This is a genomic window from Streptomyces altiplanensis, from assembly GCF_053591575.1.
In genome coordinates this window covers 34,730-55,927 of record NZ_JBSFUB010000045.1, presented here as the reverse complement: position 1 = coordinate 55,927, position 21,198 = coordinate 34,730, and the positions used below count along the sequence as shown (strand labels likewise).

Below are 21,198 nucleotides of genomic sequence, written 5' to 3'. Positions count from 1 at the left end.
TCGCCGGGCCTGCGGACGGTGGAGGTTCTGGTCGCCGTTCATACCTGAGCACGTGCCCCGGCCGCCGCCCGTTAACCAGGGAAGGAAAACCCCGCTGAGTACCCCCCACGCCCTCATGTAGTCACCCGGAAAACGGAGAACCGGACGCGAGGCAGTTCCCGCAGGACCGGCACGGCTCACACGGCTCGCACGGCTCACGGACAACACCGGCCGCGCCGTGGACAGCGACCCGGTTCCGGTGGCTCTGGCCCGTCGAAGCAGCGGCTGTGGTCACCGCGTGCTCCGAGAGGGCCCGCCCGCGGATCCTTCCTTCACCCACGGCGGACACGCTCTTGATGATCGCGCGGCGATCGGGCTTCGTACGCTCCGGGTACGTCGCCGACTGCCGTGGCGTACTCGGCGACGAACTGACCGTCACCGAGGTGGACGCAGACCACATGCTGTACCTCGAACGACCCGACCTGGTCGGGCCGCTGCTGCGCAGTTCCTCACCCGGCGTGACGCACCACCTGTTCTGGCGCAAGTGACCGGGCCTCAGGGCCAGTCCTCCGGCCGTCTGTCCTGAAGCGGGCCGTCGAGTCGCGCCTCGGGCGGTCAGCCGGCCTTGGCGGTTTCCTCCCGTCGAAACATACTGCCGTCGTCGTCTGACCGGATCGCAGACCTGACCGCTGGGATCCCACCCGGACAGCGCGGTTTCCTCGGGTCACTCCTCCACAGTCCGGACCCCGCCCCGGTGCGCGGCCGGCAGGTGCACCACCACCAGCGTGAACGCGGCCAGTGCGATGTTGCGTGCCGCGGCGTCCAGGCCGTTCCAGTCGGACGACTGCCACATGGCGAACCATTCCCCGCCGATGGCCATGAAGCCGAGTCCGAACAGCAGCAGCACCATCACGAGGCCGAGCGTACTCACCCGACGCGCACGCTCGTACGCTCCGCGGCGCAGTCCCACGCCCCAGAGCCAGGTGGCGAGAAGAAGGAGCACCGCGGCCAGGCTTTCCCAGACGATGATGGCGACGTAAGCCACGTTCTGCACGACCGGCGACTCGATCGCACGCCACATCAGGTCCGGGTCCTTGAAGGTCGTGTCCATCGCGAGGACGTGCCGGACGAACTGCTGATTGGTCCCGAAGTCAGTGATGTTGCCGAAGGCAACCAGGGTCATGTAAAGCGCCATGGTGCCCGTCAGCGCCGTCGCCGCCACGGGCAGCGTGCCGAGCCGGACCGTCCTGTCGACCCCCGCCCGCCACGTTCCGGTGCTTTTTCCGCTGCCTGTCATGTGCCCTCCCCGTCAGTCCAGCGGCACGTCCTCGGCCGCGCGGATCCACCAAAGACGAGTATGCCGCTCGACCGGGCCCGACCCGGTTGAACCGGTACCCGAACCCCCCATGCACAGCCGCCAGTTCGCCCGCCCGCAGCCTGGCACCAGCAAGGGCCCCGCCCGTAACCACACCACCGAATGGCCTGACCGCCCGTCACGCAAAGAACCGTTGCAGCACTAGGAGGCGTTCGATGCGTCGCTTTCGGACCCGGAGGAGACCAGGACGCCGACCTTGTCGATGCGGTGCTCGGGGTTGCCGCGGTCGTCGCGCCAGAAGTTGCCGTCGGCGTTGTCCTCGGGCGTCGCACAGGTGGAGATCGTGATCATCGCCTTGGTGGGCTTCTTTCCCGGCTCGCCCGGGACCGCGGCCCGCTGCTCGGCCAGAGAGCGCTCCGACCGGAAGGAGGTCTTCCTGGTCTCCGTGATCCGGTACTCATGCACCATGCCGCCTGCTGTGACGAGGACGGAGTCGCCGGTGTCCAGGGCCGGAAGATCACGCAGCGGCCCGCCTGCGGAGAGCCGGTGCGCCGTGACCAGGTAGTTGCCGATCTCTCCGGGGCCGACGCCGCCCTTGTCCCCGTGCGGGCTGGCCGCGAGCCCCTTGTCCTGGATCCGCGTGCCGGCCCAGTCGTCGGTGGTGCCCTCGTACGGGACGACGCGCAGGTCCTCCAGGCCGAGCTCGGGGATGGCGAGCACGGCGGGCCGGGTGCGTGCGTCGCTCTTCGGAGGCGGGGGCTCGGGCGACGGTGTGACGGCGATGGTGGGCGCGGCGACCGGAGCCGTGGCGGCGCCCGGGGCCGGGGACACAGCGGTCGGGGCGGTCGGGGCGTTCGTGGAGGAGGCCGCGGCGGACGCGGCCGCAGGTCTGCCGTCGCCGCTCGCCGCGTCGGCCCCGGTGGAGCAGCCGAGCAGCGCGACCATGACGGCGGCGAGTGTCGCGGGGACGGTTCGGTGACTCAGCATGGCATTCCAGGGTGATGGCCAGGCGGTCACACCACGGTGGGCGGCGGAACCTATCGGGCAAAACGACGATAGTCGATCAAATGTCTCCATAACAGGGTTCCCGCGCGTGAGACCGGCCATTCACAGAGCACAGGGGTGCACGGAATGCGGCAGCGAAAGCACCCTGAGTGACAGCAGCCTCCTGGCGGAAGGGGCGGAAGAGCCCGTTGGCTCAGGAGGGACTTGGGTGGCTAGCGCGGCCGGCGCCGTTCGCCGCCTTTCAGGCGCGGCCGGGGACCGCGGCACGAAGGCTGAGCAGTTGCCGCGTATGCCCGGGTACGTGGTCCCCGGCGAGGCCATCGATGAGGCCCGCCAGCGGAATCGGCTGGTCCAGCACGAGTACACCGTTGGACAGCAGGAGCGACGGCACCAGAACCGAGGCGGCTTCGTCGTGGAGCTGATCGGCGATGTCGCACAGGACGGCGGCCTGGCTCCGGACATGATCGATCAGGTCCGCCCGGCCTGAGTGCTCGGCGATGATCCGGTCAAGATTCCAGGCGTCGAGGCAGATGCGGTTGTCGAAGGCGGGCCGCGACCCGGCGACGACACCCAGAGCGACCGCTGCGATCGAGGCGTCAACGCTGAGGATGTGAGCCAGTACCTGGTCGGCGTTCCAGCCTCCATCCTCCGCGTCGCCGAGGTCGGGGGTGGCCGCCGCATCGAGCAACCTGTCGTAGGCGGCGCGAAGTACTGCCGTGTCCATGGTGCACTTCCTTCAGTCGGGGCGTGCCGGATCCGCATCCCGCTCGGCCTCCTCAGCGACACGTCTGATGTTCGCCAACCGCCGGTCCCAGTCGGCCGCGAGCGAGGCCATCCACCGCGCCGTCGCGTCCAGCGCCGCGGGCCGCACCGCGTACCGCACCTCGCGCCCGACCCGGCCTCCGGAAACCAGGCCGGCGGCGTCCAGGACGGCTAGGTGCTTGACCACCGCCTGCCGCGAGACGGGAAGTCGCCCGGCGAGTGTCGTGGCAGTGGCCTCGCCCTGCGCGGCGAGCAGATCAAGCAGCTGACGTCGCGTCGGGTCCGCCAGCGCGCCGAGGACGCTGTCGACGGCCTCGGCGGCGGGACGATCCTCCGTCATGCGGAGGGCTGTTCGGCACGCGTCTTGAGCGCGTCGAGCTCCAGCGGCCAGCCTTCACTGTGGTCCTTGAGGTTCTGACCACGCAGCTCCTCGGATCCGGCCAGCGCCGCGAAGCCGCTCTCGACGACACGGAGCCGCGTCCGGTCGCCTTCCCGGGTCAACGTGAACTCCACAAGGGTGCTGTTGTCCTCCCGCAGCTCTTCACCGGGGAAAGCACTGGTCCAGCGGTATGCCAGGTACGTCGGCGGCTCGACCCTCTCCACGCGCACCGGGAAGTCGCCGTGCTCGGCGTTCTTCAGCACCATCGACTCCCCCTCCTTGGCCACGGTGCCGGGCAGGCTCGCCTTGTCGGCCACCCAGAACCCGGGCTGGGCCACCAGCGACCAGACCCGCTCCAGGGATGCCGCGATCAGGGTTTCGCGTTCGATCCGGTCCTCGCTCATGAGGGACTCCTTCACCGTCACCATCGGATGCAACTCCAGGGTTGCACCTTGACTCCCGATGCGCAACCCGTGGGTTGCACCCCATGGAGAAGTGTCACTTCGACAGGTGCACCCGGGCGGTGCCCGACGGGTCGAGCGACTCCTCTGCGGGCAGATCCCTCCGACCACTGTGGGGCGGGTGGCCTTTCGGACGGTGCTCCTGGGCGTGGCCGCCATGCCCAGGCCGCCGGTCGGCACCTCGCTGGTCGACACCCGGTCACAGCGGATCAGACCCTCGGCATACGAGGAGCCACGCTCATGAGCAGTACGGCTGGCACAGTCCGCTGCCCGCTCACGCCCTCCGGCCCTCGCGGCCGTGTTGCGGACAAACGCCGCGGCTCCCCGCCACGGCCGTCACCGTGCGGGCCGTCCAGGTGGTCGCGCGAGGGCCGGCGGCCGGGTCCGGCTGCTGCGCGGGCCCGTCGCCCTGCGGGTGGAGTGCAGTCCAGGCGGCCGATCCCGGGATGTCCTCAGCCGCTTGACGCCCTCGTGGCGGCTCCGTACGTCGTGTACGGCGCACATGGTGCGGAACGCGGAGGACATCGTGGTGGAGTCGATCAGCCACTGCACGCGGGGCGGAACCTCGACCTCCTCGCGGCGCAGCCACGGCATCCGGCGCCGGTCACTGGTGGGCACAGCACCGCCCGGCAGCGGGGCGCTTCCCTGGGAACAGCATCAGGCGACAGACTCTCACCCTTGCGGCCTCCGCCGTGGTCACGCCCACCTTGGTCGGAGTACACGATCAGACGAAGGCCGCCCCGGAGTCCGGCGAAGGCCCGGGTGAGCGAACCAGTTCGCGATGCCGTTCGAGGCTCGAGGCCCAAGGAATGAGATCAGGTCGGAGTCACCTGTTCAGCCGGTTGTTCAGTCGATGACCGCGGTGGCCTCGACCTCGACCAGATGGTCGGGTACGTCCAGTGCCGCCACACCGATCAGCGTGGCCGGCGCCATCGGGGTGACCCCCAGCTTCGCGGCCGCCCGAGCGATCCCCTCCAGGAACAGAGGCATCTTGTCGGGGGTCCAGTCGACGACGTAGGCGGTCAGTTTCGCCACGTCGTCGAAGGAACCGCCGGCCCCGGCCAGTGCGGTGCCGACATTGAGGTAGGACCGTTCGACCTGAGCGGCGAGGTCACCCTCGCCGACAGTGACCCCATCGGCATCCCAGGCGACCTGCCCCGCGACGAAGACCAACTTCGACCCGGACGCGATCGACACCTGCCGGTAGACGGGGATCTCCGGCAATCCGCTGGGGTTTACCAGGGTGATAGCCATGCTGCCTGCCTCCTTGCCATGAGGGCCCGTGGGCTCTCGCTTCTCCTGAATCAAGACACCATCGGTCTCTTGTGGTTACTCAGGAACCGTAGGAGAGTGGGCGCTGACATGGAAGAACGCACTTTTCAGTGACTGGGGAACCTGATGGTGACCAAGCAGTTCACCGGCTCGCCCGACGACGCGGACCTGAGGCGAGCGGACTCTTTGGCGCGGGAGATCTTCTCCGACGTCGCCAACAAATGGGCGCTCCTGATCATCGAGGCGCTCGGTGAGCGCACCCTGCGCTTCAGCGAGTTGCGAAACGATGTCGAGGGCATCAGCCACAAGATGCTCACCCAGAACCTGCGCATGCTGGAGCGCTACGGCCTGGTCGAGCGGAAGGTGTACCCCACCGTGCCGCCGCGGGTCGAGTACACCCTCACCGGGCCGGGCCGGGCCCTGCGGGCCACGGTCGACGGAATGTGCGGCTGGACCCACCAGTACCTCGGTCACATCGAGGCCGCCCGCCGCCGCTTCGACGCCTGACGGGTGGAGCACTCCCACGCGAAGCCATCGGCCGGGCCCACGGGAGAGCGCCTGGGGCGCGACGCAGGGCATAGAGCCGGCAGGGCGTTCCTGCCCAGGTGACAGCCCGGCGGTGCGGGCCGGGCGACCCAGCGCCTTCTCTGCCTCTACGGCTGCCGGCCCCGTCAGGGGGACGCCCTGGCGTCCGTGGTCTACCAGTTGACGGCGGTGCGGCGGAGTGCGTCGCGGACACGGACGACGTCCGGGTTGGCTTCGGCGCCCGGGCGCTGGACGAGGAAGAGGGTGCTGAGCGGGGGCTCGTCCGGCTCGTGGCGGAGGACCAGGGTGCCCACGGCGAGATGGTCCCCGGCGGGAGAGGCTTGAGCGTGGCGAAGCGGCGCTGATCGCGTATGTGGACAGCCGGTTCTCGGGGGATTCTGGGCCGCTCGGCCCTTGATGCCCTGCCGGTTCCGCTGTACGACGTGCGGAAGATCGCCCTGCCGGACTGGCCGACTGGCCGACTGGCCGACTGCGCATCGACACCACGCCACGGCCTGTGGGCGCGCCCGGACATCTTGTGCGGGGACACCGGACCGTGAGCGCGTACCAGCGAAGCCTGAGTGACGTGAGTCGCTTTGGCCGCCCGCCCCGGCATCCGTCGTCTTTCCTGCCTGACCGCCGAGGGCTAGTGTGCGGGTGCAGCCAGTAACCCACGAGGAACCAAGACATGCCCGGTCGTCCGAGCGCGCGTTGACGTTGTAGGCCGTGATCGGCCTGTCATCGCGTGCCGTCTTGATGGTGCGGCACAGCGAGCCTTCCCCTGCCTGAATCGCAGGCGCACCTGGTGTGCGCCGGGTGATGGGCCTCGTCGTCGGCAAGCCAAGGAATCTTCGTGCCGCCCACTTCCTCCGCCGTACCCGGTTCCAGTCGATCTGTTCCGCCAAGTCTGTGGCGGGATCGCGACTTCCGCAGACTCTGGGTGGGGCAGACGGCCTCCCAACTCGGCGAACACACCACCCTGATCGTTCTCCCGCTCTTCGCCGTCCTGACGCTCGACGCCGGCGCCGGCGAGTTGGGCCTCCTCCGCGCGGTGGGGCAGGCACCGCTCCTGTTGCTCTCGCTCTTCGTCGGCGCGTGGGTGGACCGGTGGCGGACCCGCACGGTGATGGTGGTGACGGACGCCGGCCGGACCCTGACGCTGGGCGCCGCCGCCGTGGCCGGTCTCCTCGGCTGGCTCGGCCCGTCCGCGCTGCTCGTGGTCGCCTTCGCCGTCGGGGCGCTGTCCGTGTTCTTCGACGTGGCCTATCAGGCTTCTCTCGTACGGCTGGTGAAACGCGGTCAGTTGCTGCAGGGCAACAGCGCGCTCGAGGGCAGCCGGTCCGCGGCGCAGATCGGCGGGCCCGCCCTCGGCGGTGCGTTGGTGTCACTGCTGTCGGCGCCGATCGCTGCTGCCTCCAGTGCGTTGCTCTTCGCGCTGTCGTTCCTGTCGATCCGGCGGATCCGTCGGACCGAATCGATCCCGGAGCGCTCGGAACGTCCCCCGCGGGTATGGCGGCGGATCCATGAGGGCCTCCGCTTTGTCGTTGGCGATACCTCGCTGCGGACCGTGTGCCTCGCCTCGGCCGCCTTCCAGTTCTCCCTCGCGGCCATGATGACCGTCTATCTGCTCTTCCTGCCGCGGGAACTGCACTTGTCCGGCACCACCGTCGGGCTGGCGCTCGCGGCGACGGGGCCGGGCGCGCTGCTGGGCACGCTGCTGGCCGCTCGCATGCCGAGCCGGTTCGGTTACGGCCCGGTGCTCGTGTCCGCGGCGGCGCTCGGCGACGGCGTGTTTCTGTGTGTGCCCGCGCTGCACGGCTCCTCCGCGGTGACGGTTCCCGCGCTCCTGGCGATCAACTTCGTGTTCGGGACCGCCGGCCAGTTGGTGAATGTCACGGTCATGGCGGTGCGGCAGGCCGTCACTCCGGACGGCATGCAAGGCCGCGCGGCCGCGACGATCACGTTTGTCGGCATGGGGACGGCTCCGCTCGGCTCCCTGCTCGGCGGGTTTCTCGCGATGGGGTGGGGGTTGCGCACCAGCCTCCTGGTGACGGCCGCGGGCATGATGTCGTCCCCGGTGGTGATGGCCTTGTCCCCGCTCGCCCGCCTGGGACGGACACTTCCGGCTCTCGCGGGACGCGCCGGTGACCCACGGTCTTCCTGACTCCCACGAGACCGGCCGCCGTGACACCGGTGCGCCCTCCGTCGGCCCAGTGGATTCGACTGCGTGGGGTTTCCGGGCGAAGGTGACGGCCGACCGTCTGCCGAACGGCCACTGACGGCCACTGACGGCCAGTGACGGCTGCTGACGGCTGCCAAGCGGTTCAGATGGGGCCTGTCACAGGTTCAAACCCGTCGACGCGTCAGGCAATGGACGGGCTGCCTCCTGCTGCCCTGTCCGACGAATCGATGCCAGTGGATGGGGAGTTGCCCGGTCCTCCTGCTGGAACTCGCGGTAGAAGTCGCCCATCACCGCAGCGACCGGCGCGTAACGGGCAAGGAGTGCCGCGACCGACGCCGGCAGCGCCTCGGGCAACACCCCTTGGGCGCAGGTGTGTAAGAACGCTTTGCGTTCTTCCGGCTCGTATCCGTACAGAGCCACGGCCAGCCAGTTCACCAGGTGCGTGATGGTGTAGCACTGGTCGTAGGTACGGTGCTGGCCGAAGAAGTCGGTCTCATCCGGTGTGAGCGCGAAGCGGGTGGAGAGCGCGAGGCCGTAGTCGGCGAAGAAGAGCTGCCGGCCGTCGGTCAGGATGTTCTCGAAGTGGGCGTCGAAGTGAAGCAGCCCGCGGGCGTTCATGAACGAGATGCCGGCTTCCAGCTCGCCGTCCACCATGGCGCAGGCCCGCTCGGCCGCCTCGTCACCGGATCCGATCCGGACGCCCAACCAGTCGTGCAGGTTCTGCGGGATGTACTCCAGGAACAGCATGAGGCTTGCCGTGGACTGCTGGAGAGCTTCGATCCGGCGGCGTATCCCGGATCCGCCTCCCCAGTAAGCGACAGCCCGGTCCACATCGGCCAGTTCCCCGGGAAGTGGCCGGCCAGAGTCCGGTATCACCCGCCAGTGGTACATCAGGGGGAAGCCCTCGTAGTCTCCCGCGATCACCCAGTTCGTCGTCATGGTGTGCACCGCCAGCTCCCGCCAGGCGCCGAATCCCGGACTGCCGATGGTGCCGATGCCGTAGTGGCAGAAGACGGGGAGCCTGAACAGATTCGCGGTGGAGTGAACATGCTCCGGCCGTCGCTCCAGATCGGTCAGCCGTACCTGCTTGACGAAGACCGGGGTTCCCTCGACCTTCAGCAGGACCGTCTTCCCGCCGACACCCGACCCGAGCGGTGTGCCGGCGTCCACGAACTCGCGCAGTCCGTGATCGCTGCGCAGCGCCAGCGATGTGGAAACGGCGCCGTGGGCGGCCAGACGAGCATCGCGGGACACGTCAGAGCTCTTCACTTATGCCTCCAGCCGTGCCCCGCCTCTTGTGCAACGGCTTCAGCACACCGGACGGGAGCTTAAAACCACCCTCCCACGTCGGAGCCGGTGCGGTGTGGCGTAACCGAAGTGTCTCCGGCGGTAGTTGAAGCTGTGTGACGACAGCCGAAGAGTACGCCGAGGACTCCTGCGCGCTTGTTCACCAGTGCCGTCTGCCGCTGTCCACGGGCGCTGCCAACCATCTCGCCGGACTGCTGCGACGGTATCCATGGCATCAGCGGCAAGACGAACACGTCCTACGCTACGGAGTGGGCCGCGTGCGGGTGACGCTCCCGCGCAGCCGAAGCGACTGCCGATGCGGGAGCACCACGACGAGTGCGACAAAATGCTGTACGAGGGAAGCACCTGCACCTGCACCCTGCATCTGCACCTCATCGAACGGCTGAGGGCGCCGTCGGAGCGGGAGGATCCCCTCCTGGGACGACCTCCCGCCCCTCCCCCACTGCGGATCGTCCACGGCAGCATCCCGAGCCAATGACGCCACCCACGGCGGAAACGGGGGGGGTGGAGCCTGTTCCGTACCCTGGTGGCATGCGCATGCGCCCCACTCTGAACTGGACCCCCGCCGAGGACCTGCCGCCGGCCACCACGGATCTGGAGCCGGTCGCCGATGCGCTGAGCACCGGCGGTGTGCTGGTGCTCAGCGGGGCGGGCATCTCCACGGAGTCGGGCATCCCCGACTACCGGGGCGAGGGCGGGAGCCTGACCCGGCACACCCCGATGACCTACCAGGACTTCACCACCAGCGCCCGGGCCCGGCGCCGGTACTGGGCGCGCAGCCACCTCGGATGGCGCACCTTCGGCCGCGCCCGGCCCAACGCCGGGCACCGCGCTGTGGCAGCGTTCGGGCGGCACGGCTTGCTCTCGGGTGTGATCACCCAGAACGTCGACGGCCTGCACCAGGCTGCCGGCAGCGAGGGCGTCGTAGAACTCCACGGAAGCCTTGACCGGGTCGTCTGCCTTTCCTGCGGCGCCTTCAGTCCGCGCCGTGACCTCGCCCGGCGGCTGGAAGAGGCCAATGCTGGCTTCGCGCCGGTGGCCGCCGGAATCAACCCGGACGGTGACGCCGACCTCACCGACGAACAGGTCGGGGACTTCCGCGTGGTGTCCTGCACGCTCTGCGGCGGCATCCTCAAACCGGACGTGGTGTTCTTCGGCGAAGCCGTTCCGCCGCGGCGGGTCGAGCACTGCCGCGAGCTGGTCCGTGAGGCGGCCTCGCTGCTGGTCCTGGGCTCCTCGCTGACGGTCATGTCCGGGCTCCGGTTCGTCCGCCAGGCGGCCCGGGCCGGAAAGCCGGTGCTGATCATCAACCGGGACCCGACACGGGGCGACCAGCACGCCCTCACCCGCATCGCGCTCCCCCTGGGAACAGCCCTCACCACCGTGGCCGGCCGACTGGACATCCCCACCGACGGCCGGGCGAGGGCCTGAGCGAGTCGCCACGGTGGGGCGGCACCGGGCATCAGCGGCTGCGGCGACGCCAGCTCATACCAGGTGACCAGGTGGCCAGGGCCCGCCCGTACGGCGCGGCAGCGGTCGTACGGCTCGTAAGCAGTTCGGCGGCCGTCGGTCCGGAGGGCGTCGAGGGCGAGGAGGGCGAGAGGAAACCCGTCTTCTGCTGCGTTTCGCCGCTCTGCGCGAGCTGGTGATGGCCGCGGAGGGGGAAATCCCAGGTGATCGGCGCCGAGCGGCAGGGCCAGCGGCGTGGCACGGGGCGGCGTGCCGGTTCGGCGTACTACGCCGAGGCCGGAACGCCGGCAGCGCCACGTCACGCGGTCGCCCTGGAAAAGCCCTTGGCCCTGCTCCGGCTCCCGGTCCCGGCGCCCGGTCGCGTCTCAGCTCACCGCCCGAGTCGCTCAGGCGCGGCCGGACAGGACCAGCAGGAGCACGCCGGCCCACGCGGGACGCAGTCCCTCCACGCTCAGAGCACCGAGCCGGTCGAGCAGGGGCACGCTCGTTTCTGCCGGGTCGATGAGGTGTGCGGTCGTCGCCGGGACCGGACCGTCAGGCGCGCAGCCAGACCGCGGTGTCCCGCGGCAGTCGGCCCTCCCCGTCGAGCGGGCCGCTCGCCAGAAGCAGTTCCCGGTGCGCCGGGAGGGCGGCAGGACGATCCGACAGGTTGACGACGCAGATCAGACCGTGCGTCCGCGCGAAGGCGAGGACGCCGTCCGCCGCGGGCAGCCAGGTCATCGGGCCGTCACCGAAGCCGCCCGAGGACCGTCGCAGCCCCAGCGCCCGCCGGTAGAGCGCGAGCATCGACTCCGGGTCGGTGCTCTGCCGGTCGACGGCGTAGCGCGCCCAGTCGTCGGGCTGCGGCAGCCAGGGGTCGGAGCCCGAACCGAAACCGTAGTGGGGGGCGTCGGCGGCCCAGGGCAGCGGCACCCGGCAGCCGTCGCGGCCGGGGTCGGTGCCGCCGGAGCGGAAGTGCATCGGGTCCTCGACGCGGTCCAGTGGGATGTCCGCCTCGGGCAGGCCGAGTTCCTCGCCCTGGTACAGGTAGACCGAGCCGGGCAGGGCAAGCGTGAGCAGGGCGGCGGCACGGGCCCGCCGGGTTCCCAGGGCGAGGTCGGTGGGGGTGCCGAAGGCCTTCGTCGCGAAGTCGAATCCGGTGTCCCCGCGGCCGTAGCGGGTAACCGTGCGGGTCACGTCGTGGTTGCAGAGCACCCAAGTGGCGGGGGCCTTCACAGGCGCGTGCTCAGTGAGGGTGTCGTCAATCGTGCGGCGCAGCCGACCGGCTTCCCAGGGGCAGGCGAGGAAGTTGAAGTTGAAGGCGGTGTGCAGCTCGTCGGGACGCAGGTAGCGGGCGAAGCGTTCGGTGTCCGGGAGCCAGACCTCGCCGACGAACACACCGCCGTACTCGTCGGCGATCGCGCGCCAGGAGCGGTAGATGTCATGGATCTCGTCCTGGTCGATATACGGATGCGGGTCGACGTCCTCCACGAAGTCGGGGAGTTCCGGGTGCTTGGCGAGCAGCGCGGCGGAGTCGATGCGGACGCCGCTGACACCGCGTTCGAACCAGAAGCGGAGCACGTCCTCGTGTTCGCGGCGGACGGCGGGGTGGTTCCAGTTGAGGTCGGGCTGTTCCGGGGTGAACAGGTGGAGGTACCACTCACCGTCGGGGACCCGGGTCCAGGTGGTTCCGGCGAACTGCGACGGCCAGTCGTTCGGCGGGATTTCGCCGTTCTCACCACGGCCGGGCCGGAAGTGGAACAGCTTCCGTTCGGGGCTTCCCGGACCGGCCTCCAGCGCGGCGCGGAACCAGGCGTGCTGGTCGGAGACGTGGTTCGGGACGATGTCGACGATCACCCGGATGCCGAGACCGGCGGCCTCCGAGATCAGCTTCTCGGCCTCGTCGATGGTCCCGAAGGCCGGATCGATGGTGCGGTAGTCGGCCACGTCGTAGCCGCCGTCCACCAACGGGGAGAGGTACCAGGGAGTGAACCACACGGCATCCACGCCGAGTTCGGCGAGATACGGCAGATTGGCGCGGACGCCCGCGAGGTCCCCCGTGCCGTCACCGTCGCCGTCCGCGAAACTTCGGGGGTACACCTGGTAGATGACGGCGTCGCGCCACCAGTCTTCGGTGGGGGGTGAGTGAACAGCTGCCACGGGACGGTCCTTTCGGGCAGGTGGGACTCCGCCGCCAGTCTGAGCGGGGGCACGGATGGGCAGACCGGCGGCGGAGTGCTTTCGGTGGTGGCGGAGGTCAGGCTTGGCAGGGCGCCGTGGGCGGAGCAGGACTCGGTCCGCCCCTGCGGAGGAGGCGGTCAGCCCTTGAGGCTGCCCGCGGTGAGGCCCGCCATGATGCTGCGTTGGAAGAAGAGGAACACGATGATCATGGGGACGCTCGCGATCACCAGGCCGGCCATGATCTGGCTCTGCGTCACCTGTCCCGCAGTCTGCGACAGGCCCACGCTGATCGTCATCTTGCTGCTGTCGGGAAGGACGAGCAGCGGCCAGACGAAGTCCTTGAAGACCATGACGACGGTGAAGATGGACACCACGCCGAGAATGGGCCGGGAGATGGGCAGGATGATCGATACGAGGACGCGCCATGGGGGTACGCCGTCGATCTCGGCCGCTTCGAGCAGCTCGTTCGGAATCGAGTCGAAGAAGCGCTTCAGCAGGAAGATGTTGAAGCCGTTGGCGGCCACGGGAAACCAGATGGCCCAGGGCGAGTTGAGCAACTGCCAGCCGAAGATGGGCACATCGGTCACCGTGATGTACGCCGGAATCATGACGACGATCGGCGGGATCATGAGCGTCGCCAGCATGGCCCCCAGGATCACGTTGCCGAACATCGGCCGAAGCTTGGACAGCGCGTATGCGGCGGTGACGTCCACCGCGAGCGCGAAGAGCCATGCGCCGACGGCGTAGAACAGCGTGTTCTTGAGCAACAGCCCCATGTCGAAGAGTTCCCAGGCATCGGCGAACACGGAGAAGTCCGGCGCCTTCGGGAACAGGGAGGGCGGCATCTGGGCGATCTCCTCGCCCGTCTTCATCGCCCCGGTGACCATCCAGTAAAGCGGGAACACGAACACCAGGGTGAACACGGCCAGGACGGTGGCGAGCAATGCCCAATATATTCTCCGGCCCCAGCGGGACTTCAGCTCCAGCGGGGAGACGATGGTCCTGGCGTGGCCCTCGGCCCACGCGCCGCGACGCTTCGTCCTGCTTCTGCTCCTGCGCTGCGGAGCCGGCGCCACCGCTCGGGTCTCATCTGCCGCTTCCGGCCGGGCGGTTGTGTTCAGCATGGGCCTACCTCTTCTCGTCTCGCGTCAGCCGGAGCTGAACCGCGGCGACTGCCAGGAGGACGATCATGAGCATCAGGCCGAGCGCGCTGCCGGCCCCGTAGTTGCCGCCGTAGACGAAGGCGTACTGGTACATCAGGTAGGCGACGGTGACCGTCGCGTTCTCCGGTCCGCCGCCCGTGAGCATGTACGGCTCGATGAACACCTGCATCGTGGCGACGATCTGCAGCATCAACATCAGCAGCAGGATCAGCCGCGTCTGCGGGACCGTGACATGCCGGATCCGCTTGAGGATGCCCGCCCCGTCGAGTTCCGCCGCCTCGTACAGGTCACCGGGGATGTTCTGCAGAGCCGCCAGGTAGATCAGTACCCCGGACCCGAGGTTCATCCAGGTGGAGACGATCACCAGCGAGATCAGCGCGGTGTCGGTGGAGTCCAGCCAGGCCAACGTAGGCAGTCCGACGAAGTCGAGCACCTGGTTGAACAGCCCCGGACCGGGATCGTAGAACCAGCGGAACAGCAGGACCGACACGATCGGCGGCAGCATCACGGGCAGATACACCACGAACCGGAGATACGCCCGGGCGTGCCGCAGTTCGTTGAGCACGATCGCGACGGCGAAGGGCACGATGTAGCCGCACAGGAGGGCCAGCAAGGTGAAGACCAGGGTGTTCCGCCAGGCCTGGCCGAACGCGGGATCCTCCACCACCGTGCGGAAGTTGTCCAGGCCCACCCAGGTCGGCTCGTCGACGAGATTGGTCTGCTGGAAGCTGAGGACGACTTCCCTGATGATCGGCCACCACGCGAACATCGCGAAGCAGAACAACGCCGCGCACAGGAATCCGTAGGCGGTCAGATTGCTCCGCACTGCCCGACGGCGCTGCGTTGGTGGACTACGACGCGGCGTGAGCTGCGGCTTCGGCTCCATAGTGAGTGTTTCCATCGTGATCTCCAGTTCCCGGCTCCGACTCCGACGCGGGGCCGATGCGGGGTGCCGCCCGCTGGGCGGCACCCCGGGACCGTCGCTGTCAGCCCTGGGCCAGAATCGTGTTCGCCTTGGCCTCGGCGTCCGCGAGCAGCTTGTCGATGTCGGCGTTCTCCCGCGTCAGCACCGCGGACATGGCCACGTCGAGCACTGCGTACAGTTCCTGGGCCTTCGCCGGCTCCAGCTTGGGAGCGACTCCGGCCGCGGTGTCGACATAGAACCGGTAGTTCTCGGTCGGCAGGACGGCGTTCGCTTCGCGGTCCTTGGCAATGGCCTTGCCGGTCGGGGAATCACCCATGTAGTCGTTGTTGGGAACGCCCACGGCCTCGCCGTTGGCCTTGCCCCGGGCGTAGTCGTGGCGACCCTTGCCAGGCGTATTGAACTGGAAGTCGATCCACTGCATCGCGGCCTTGGTCTGCGCGGCGTTCGCCTTGGGGTTGATCATGTAGGCTTCGCCGCCGGTCAGCGACGCCTTGCCCTCCGGCACGCCCGTGATGCCGTAGGCATCGACATTCCCCTGGAACTTCTGGACCAGGTCGGTGACGACGTCCGGCGCCCCGAGCATCATGCCCGTCTTGCCTGCCGCCATCTGCTGCATCAGCGCCTCCCAGCCGATCAGCACCTTGCTGCCGACGCTGTCGTCCTCCCAGCGCATGTCGTGCAGGTTCTGCAGCACGGCTTTGCCCTCGGGGCTGTTGAAGGCGGCCTTGTCTTCGACGACCATCTCGCCGCCGCGGCTGAAGATGGACTGCGCGAAGTGCCAGCCGCCGACGTTGCCGCCGCCGTACTCGCCGTAGCCGACATAGCCGTCACCCAGGCCGGCGATCTTCTTCGCCGCGGTACGGACCTCGCTCCAGGTCTTGGGCGGGTTGTCGGGGTTGAGGCCGGCTTTGGTGAACAGCTCGCGGTTGTAGACCAGGCCGACGCTGTAGCTCACGTTGGGAACGCCGTAGACCTTGCCCTCCTTGGTGACCATGTCCCTGACGTCCTGCTTGATGTCGCCGTAGTTCTTCACCAGGTCGGTCACGCCGGTGATGTCCTTCGCCTGCTTCTTGGCTATCACGTCGGCGTAGTTGGTGACGGGCACCATGAAGACCGTCTCCATCTGCCCGCCGGCCAGCTTCGCGGCAAAGGTCTTCGGGTCGAAGCACGGCTGCTGGTCGGTGCTGTCGACCTTGACACCAGGGTGCGCTTTCTCGAACGCGGCGACATCGTCGTTCCATGCCTTGCGCTGCTTCGCCGCGGTCTTCGCCGGCTGACACGCAACGGTGATCTTCACGCCTCCCGCGTTGGAGTCCGACGAGTCCCTACCGCAGGCCGCGAGGCTGAGTACGAGACCTGTGGTCAGAAGGATCGCGAGGTTACGGGACTTCATTACGGCTCCTTGGAGGTGACGCCCAAGCACTGCCCTGATTGTTGCGTAACGATAGGGCGACCTACAGATATGCGCAATATTTTGATTCACGCTTGCAAGATTACGACTACATTACGGTGCGCCGTGATGATGGATCGTCAACAGCCGTACAGCGTGCACTTCCAGGCATGTGTGGCATGTTTCGAGTCGCTGCGGACGTGGATGCGCAAGGAGGACGAGTCGCAGGCGGCGTCCGAGCGCCGCGACGTCGGCGTGAGTGAGGCCGAGGGAGCAGCAGCGCCTGCGTACGGTGTGGCGAGGGGCCATGAGGGGCCAACGAGGGGCCAATGAGGGGCCCCAGCAGTTTGAGGCCGGCCCGTGGGCGCGCCGTGGTGATCGACGGCCGTCCGGGGCCGGGCCGGGTGGCGCGCGAGTGGCAGGGGCGTCCGGAGGGTCGGGGCGGGACCACGCAACCATGCCTCCGGAGCACATGAAAGGTCAGCGCAAGCCTCGCAAGCGGCTTGCGCTGACCTCGTCATGCTCTGACCCTCCTCGGCGCGGGGTGGGTCACGGATTGATGTTGATCTTGAAGGTGGATGTGGTGTTACGGATGTCCACGGCGTTGTCGTTCAGCTCGAGACCGTTGAACGTCACCTCGCCCACGGCGGGGCCCTGTCCGGACTCGGGCATCTCGTTCGCCCACAGACCGAAGCCCGACTTGGCGTCGTAGGCGTCGCCGCTCTTGCGGGCACCCGTGATCGAGATGTCGCTGAAGACCGTGTCCTTGATCGGGAACTGGGGCTGACCGCCCACGTAGTTGGTCTGGAACATGACCCCGCTGTACGTCGGGTCGACGATGTCCACGTGGCTGACCCTGATCCCCTGGAAGACCTTGGAGGCCGAGAACACCCAGATGCCCGGGAAGGTCTGCGAGCCCCAGAAGTGCCCGCCGGCCCGCACGATCGAGATGTTTTCGAGGTTCGTCGGATCGGTCCCGAAGCCGTTCATCGGGTAGCCGAAGTCCAGCGAGGAGATCGTGATTCCGGAGTAGACGAGCGTGTCCGCGATGTGGATGTTGCGGAAGGTGTTGGCGTAGCCGCCGTAGACGGCCACACCCGCGGCCCGCCAGGTCAGCGTGGAGGTCAGGTTCTCGTAGACGTTGTTCTTCATGTCGGCGCCGCCGGCGTCGATCGCCGAGAACAGCGCGAAGCTGTCGTCGCCCGTGGCCCTGGCGTCGTTGTTGGACACGAGGTTGTCCGTCGACCCGTTGGTCATGTTGATGCCGTCGGCGAACATGTTGCGGATCCGGGAGTTCCTGATCGTCATCCGGTCGGTGTTGGCGCCCCAGTAGAGGCACACCATGTGCTCGGTCCAGATGTTGTCGATCACGATGTCCGAGACGTTGGCGAAATCAAACACCTTGCCCGGACCGTCGATCCGCGAGGTGTAGTTGCCGAAGTAGGCGAAGCCGGAGAACGACGACCCCTTCGACGACGCCTCCGCCCGGAAGCCCACGTCGGTGTTGTCCTGCGTCGAGGGCGCGTGGAACCTCGTGTACCACGGACCGGCGCCGGTCACCTTGACCGCCTTGCCGTACACCTGGAACTTGCTCGCCGTCCGGTAGTCGCCCGGCGGCAGGTAGACACCGACGAGCTTGCCGGTGGTGTCCATCCGTACCCTGTCCAGCGCGTCCTGGACGTTCTGGTGGGTGAAGCCGGCCGGCACCGTGTAGGCGGCCGGGTCCGGATTGGCGATCGGTGCGACCTGTTCGAGGTTCACGAAGTCGATCGCGTACGTGGAGGTGTTCGCGGCGTCCTTCTGCAACCGGATCTTCGCTCCGGCGGGAACCGTCTCGCCCAGCATGAGGTGCGCCTCGTCGTAGATGTGGCGCGGGGCGCCCGATCCCGGCGCGTTGCCGGGCGCGGTCTCGGCGCCGTACAGCCAGGCGTACTTCGACGTCAGCGGGAGCGCCTTCTTCATCACCCCGTCGACGTAGACGTTGATCGTGGAGTCGATGCCGCCGCCGCCCGGGGCGTCCGGGATCGAGAAGCGGGTCACCAGGGTGTTGGTGGAGGCGCGGGTGGTGAACTCGACGTACTCACCCGTGGCGTCGAGCTTGACCGCCTTGCGTCCGGACGCCTCGCCCGCGATGTCGCCGACCGTCCGGTTGGGCCCCACGACCTGGGCGCCGCCGCCGGCCGTGCCGTCCTCCGCCTCGTACATGTCGTACGGCATGTTGGCGCCGCGCCCGACGAACAGGGGCCGGGTGGAGGTGTTGTTCTCGCGTTTGACCGGCAGTTCGTTGGCGTCGTCGGCCAGGACGACCTTGACGGTGTACGAGCCGTTGGCCGCCGTCCACGGGCCGAGGCCGACGTCGGCCGACGAACCGGCGGCGATGGCGCCGGTGTGCGCGTCGGTCAGGGTCTTGACCGTGGCACCCTTGGAGTCGACGAGAGTCAGCGTCACGCCGTGGCTCCCCGCGGCGCTCGCCACGGTTCCCTGGTTCTTCAGCGCCACCTTGAAGGAGACGGTGTCCCCGGCCGCCGGGCTGGACGGTGAGGTCGTCACCGAGGCGGCGACCAGGTCCGAGCTGGAGACGGGCTTGACCACCAGCGCGGTGGGGCTGGTGAAGGTGTTGTTGGACTCGTTCTGCTCGATGACCGCCTTCGCTTCGTCGGCGACCGCGCTCAGCTGGTACGAACCGGCGTCGCGGGCCCCGATGGAGGCACTGACCGTGGTCTGCGCTCCTGCCGCGAGTGCCCCGGCCTGGGCGGTGGCGACCTTGGTGCCGCCGAGCCGCAGAGCGACGGCGCTGGCCGGCGCGGCGGCGGTCCCGCTGTTGCGGACGGTGACCTTCACCGTGATCGTGTCCGACTCGACGGGAGCCGCGGGTGTCGTGGTCAGGCCGGTGACCTCGAGGTCCGGGTTGGGCGCCGGGACACCGATGACCTGGAACTCGGCGAGCTGCCCGGCGGAGGAGCTGGAGTTGGCGGTGAACTTGAGCTGGACGTCGGCGACGCGGCCGGAGACGGGGACGGTGACGCTGTTGCCGCTCGCGGGATCGAACGTGTAGCTCTTCGCCGCGACCAGGCCGGTGAAGCCCGAGGCGCTCTGTTCACGGCCGAGGACCTCGATCGTCTGGGTCCGGGCCGACCAGGCGCTGTCGGGGTTCAGCCTGAGCACCAGGCGGTCGAGGTCCGCGTTCGAGCCCAGCTTCGTGGTGAGAGTGGTGGGGTAGCTGCCCGCCGCGCCCTCCCAGTAGGTGGCCGTGTTGTTGTCGTTGGCGTTCTCCGCGACGAAGGTGTGGACCGAGGACGAGGCGCTGATCTGCTTGCCGACGGCGAGGTTGGACCCCGTACCGCCGCTGCCGTTGCGGGTGACGGTGTTGCTGTTTCCGGACTGGTTTCCGGCCGCGTCCTTGGCGCGTACGTGGTAGGTGACCGTTGCGGTGGCCGGCTGGGTGTCGGTGTAGGTGGTGACGTGGCCCGCGACACTGTCCCGGTGGGTGTTGTTGGCGTAGATGTCGTAGCCGGTGACGGCCGTGTTGTCCGATGAGGCGTTCCAGGTCAGCCTGACCTGACCGCTCGCGGGCTCGGTGAGGGCCAGGTTCGCCGGCGCGGTGGGCGCCTGTGTGTCTCCGGTGTCGGCGCGCCGGGTGACGGTGTTGCTGTTGCCGGACTGGTTTCCGGCCGCGTCCTTGGCGCGGACGTAGTAGGTGACCGTCTGGTTCGCGGGCCGGTTGTCGGTGTAGGTGGTGACGTTCCCGGCGACGCTCGTGAGCAGGGTGTCGTTGGCGTAGATGTCGTAGCCGGTGACGGCCGTGTTGTCCGATGAGGCGTTCCAGGTCAGTTCGACCTGGCCGGTGACGGGCTCGGTGTACGCGAGGCCGGACGGGACGGTCGGCGCCTGGGTGTCACCGGTCGTCGGCCCGTAGACCTCGAACTCGGATATCTGCGCGGCGGGCTGCACGCTGTTGGCGGTGACCAGGACACGGACGTGGCGGGTCGTGGTGACGTCGAAGGTGATCGTCGCCGAGCGGCCGCTCGCCGCGTCGAAGGTGTACGCCCGGGAGGCGGTCAGGTCGGTGAAGTCCGTGCCGTTCGCGCTGCCCTGGATCTTCAGGGTCTGGCTGCGGGCCTCCCACGCGTCCGGCAGGCGCAGGACGACGCGGTCGACGCGGACGGAGGAGCCGAGGTCGGCCTGGAGCCACTGAGGGAGGGCGTTGTTCCTGCTCTCCCAGTAGGTGGCACGGTTGCCGTCGTTCGCCCGGGGTGCGCTGTAGACCTCGGTGTGGCTGCTCGCGGTCAGGGTCCGGCCGGCGGCCAGGTCGGCCGACGACCCGTCGGCCGCGTGCACTTCGAGTTCCGAGAGCTGGGCCGCCTCCCAGCCGCTGTTGTCGGTGATGTTGATCCGGACGAACCGTGCCCGGGTGGCGGGGAAGGACACCGTGACGGTGTTGCCCGCGCCGGGGCTGAAGGTGTACGAGGCGGAGTTCTTGAGGGTGGCGAAGCTGGTCCCGTCGGCGCTGCCCTGGACGGAGAGCGTCTGGCTGCGGCTCTCCCAGCCCGCCGGCACCTTCAGCACGACCTCGTCCACGCGCGTCGTGGCGCCGAGGTCGGCCTGCACCCATTGCGGCAGGGTGGTGCCGGAGCTCTGCCAATAGGTGCCCTGGTTTCCGTCGGTGATGTTGCGCGCGCCGTACTCGCTGTGCGCGCTGCTCGCCGCTGCCGCATCGCCCAGCGCAATGTTGGGTCCCCCGGCGGCCCGGGCGGTCGTCAGCGGACCTCCCAGTGCCAGGAGGCTTGTCACGATCACGGCGCTCATGCTCCGTGATCTCCAGTTCCTGATTCTCATCTGTCCCCGATCTCCGCCTCGCGCCCATCGGCGCCGAGACGCGGCTCAGTCGGATAAGTGCGTGAG

The 21,198-nt window shown here is 68.7% G+C and carries 19 protein-coding genes; 5 read left to right on the top strand and 14 right to left on the bottom strand.

Going from position 1 to position 21,198, the window contains the following annotated elements; translation table 11 throughout:
- Nucleotides 1-335 precede the first annotated feature (335 nt).
- Nucleotides 336-527 carry a hypothetical protein gene (locus tag ACWD0Y_RS20465; protein ID WP_450261747.1) on the top strand — a complete coding sequence of 64 codons (192 nt, stop codon included), beginning with the start codon at nucleotides 336-338 and terminating at the stop codon, nucleotides 525-527.
- 176 nt (nucleotides 528-703) lie between these two features.
- On the opposite strand, the gene ACWD0Y_RS20460 is transcribed toward ACWD0Y_RS20465, so the two are convergent.
- The 7 genes from ACWD0Y_RS20460 to ACWD0Y_RS20430 form a co-directional block, all read right to left on the bottom strand.
- On the bottom strand, nucleotides 704-1,276 hold the full coding sequence (locus tag ACWD0Y_RS20460; protein WP_450261746.1) for a DUF2165 domain-containing protein: 573 nt from the start codon (nucleotides 1,274-1,276) through the stop codon (nucleotides 704-706).
- Between the two features lie 219 nt (nucleotides 1,277-1,495).
- Nucleotides 1,496-2,281 carry a class E sortase gene (locus tag ACWD0Y_RS20455; protein WP_450261745.1) on the bottom strand — a complete coding sequence of 262 codons (786 nt, stop codon included), beginning with the start codon at nucleotides 2,279-2,281 and terminating at the stop codon, nucleotides 1,496-1,498.
- A 259-nt stretch (nucleotides 2,282-2,540) separates the two neighbouring features.
- On the bottom strand, nucleotides 2,541-3,023 hold the full coding sequence (locus tag ACWD0Y_RS20450; protein WP_450261744.1) for a hypothetical protein: 483 nt from the start codon (nucleotides 3,021-3,023) through the stop codon (nucleotides 2,541-2,543).
- Nucleotides 3,024-3,035: 12 nt separating this feature from the next.
- Entirely contained in the window at nucleotides 3,036-3,401 is a 366-nt protein-coding gene (locus ACWD0Y_RS20445; protein WP_450261743.1) for an ArsR/SmtB family transcription factor, read from the bottom strand.
- The gene (locus ACWD0Y_RS20440; RefSeq protein ID WP_450261742.1) at nucleotides 3,398-3,844 is read right to left on the bottom strand and encodes an SRPBCC domain-containing protein; all 447 of its coding nucleotides are present in this window, start codon (nucleotides 3,842-3,844) and stop codon (nucleotides 3,398-3,400) included. Before ACWD0Y_RS20440 ends, ACWD0Y_RS20445 begins: the two co-directional genes overlap by 4 nt.
- A 393-nt stretch (nucleotides 3,845-4,237) precedes the next feature.
- Nucleotides 4,238-4,519 (bottom strand): hypothetical protein, encoded by a 282-nt coding sequence (locus ACWD0Y_RS20435; protein WP_450261741.1) that lies wholly within the window; start codon nucleotides 4,517-4,519, stop codon nucleotides 4,238-4,240.
- A gap of 228 nt (nucleotides 4,520-4,747) precedes the next feature.
- Entirely contained in the window at nucleotides 4,748-5,155 is a 408-nt protein-coding gene (locus ACWD0Y_RS20430; RefSeq protein WP_450261740.1) for a RidA family protein, read from the bottom strand.
- 144 nt (nucleotides 5,156-5,299) lie between these two features.
- Here ACWD0Y_RS20430 and ACWD0Y_RS20425 point away from each other — a divergent pair, with 144 nt between their 5' ends.
- Entirely contained in the window at nucleotides 5,300-5,680 is a 381-nt protein-coding gene (locus ACWD0Y_RS20425; RefSeq protein ID WP_450261739.1) for a winged helix-turn-helix transcriptional regulator, read from the top strand.
- A gap of 191 nt (nucleotides 5,681-5,871) precedes the next feature.
- Here ACWD0Y_RS20425 and ACWD0Y_RS20420 read toward each other — a convergent pair whose 3' ends face one another.
- Entirely contained in the window at nucleotides 5,872-6,012 is a 141-nt protein-coding gene (locus ACWD0Y_RS20420) for a hypothetical protein (protein ID WP_450261738.1), read from the bottom strand.
- Between the two features lie 539 nt (nucleotides 6,013-6,551).
- Here ACWD0Y_RS20420 and ACWD0Y_RS20415 point away from each other — a divergent pair.
- On the top strand, nucleotides 6,552-7,862 hold the full coding sequence (locus ACWD0Y_RS20415; protein WP_450261737.1) for an MFS transporter: 1,311 nt from the start codon (nucleotides 6,552-6,554) through the stop codon (nucleotides 7,860-7,862).
- A gap of 174 nt (nucleotides 7,863-8,036) precedes the next feature.
- On the opposite strand, the gene ACWD0Y_RS20410 is transcribed toward ACWD0Y_RS20415, so the two are convergent.
- Nucleotides 8,037-9,134, bottom strand: a complete 1,098-nt coding sequence (locus ACWD0Y_RS20410; RefSeq protein ID WP_450261736.1) for a protein kinase family protein — start codon at nucleotides 9,132-9,134, stop codon at nucleotides 8,037-8,039.
- Between the two features lie 585 nt (nucleotides 9,135-9,719).
- Between ACWD0Y_RS20410 and ACWD0Y_RS20405 the strand changes: the two genes are divergently transcribed.
- Nucleotides 9,720-10,619: an NAD-dependent protein deacetylase gene (locus ACWD0Y_RS20405; protein ID WP_450261735.1), complete on the top strand. Its 900-nt coding sequence runs from the start codon at nucleotides 9,720-9,722 to the stop codon at nucleotides 10,617-10,619.
- A 71-nt stretch (nucleotides 10,620-10,690) separates the two neighbouring features.
- Entirely contained in the window at nucleotides 10,691-10,837 is a 147-nt protein-coding gene (locus ACWD0Y_RS20400; protein ID WP_450261734.1) for a hypothetical protein, read from the top strand.
- Between the two features lie 355 nt (nucleotides 10,838-11,192).
- Here ACWD0Y_RS20400 and ACWD0Y_RS20395 read toward each other — a convergent pair whose 3' ends face one another.
- From ACWD0Y_RS20395 to ACWD0Y_RS20375, 5 genes are all read right to left on the bottom strand, one after another.
- On the bottom strand, nucleotides 11,193-12,797 hold the full coding sequence (locus ACWD0Y_RS20395) for a glycoside hydrolase family 13 protein (RefSeq protein WP_450261733.1): 1,605 nt from the start codon (nucleotides 12,795-12,797) through the stop codon (nucleotides 11,193-11,195).
- A 158-nt stretch (nucleotides 12,798-12,955) separates the two neighbouring features.
- Nucleotides 12,956-13,942 (bottom strand): carbohydrate ABC transporter permease, encoded by a 987-nt coding sequence (locus ACWD0Y_RS20390; RefSeq protein ID WP_450261732.1) that lies wholly within the window; start codon nucleotides 13,940-13,942, stop codon nucleotides 12,956-12,958.
- 4 nt (nucleotides 13,943-13,946) lie between these two features.
- Nucleotides 13,947-14,882 (bottom strand): carbohydrate ABC transporter permease, encoded by a 936-nt coding sequence (locus ACWD0Y_RS20385; RefSeq protein WP_450261731.1) that lies wholly within the window; start codon nucleotides 14,880-14,882, stop codon nucleotides 13,947-13,949.
- Between the two features lie 85 nt (nucleotides 14,883-14,967).
- Complete coding sequence (locus ACWD0Y_RS20380; RefSeq protein ID WP_450261730.1) at nucleotides 14,968-16,299, bottom strand: ABC transporter substrate-binding protein; 1,332 nt, start codon at nucleotides 16,297-16,299, stop codon at nucleotides 14,968-14,970.
- A 546-nt stretch (nucleotides 16,300-16,845) separates the two neighbouring features.
- Nucleotides 16,846-21,132 (bottom strand): discoidin domain-containing protein, encoded by a 4,287-nt coding sequence (locus ACWD0Y_RS20375; protein ID WP_450261729.1) that lies wholly within the window; start codon nucleotides 21,130-21,132, stop codon nucleotides 16,846-16,848.
- Nucleotides 21,133-21,198 lie beyond the last annotated feature (66 nt).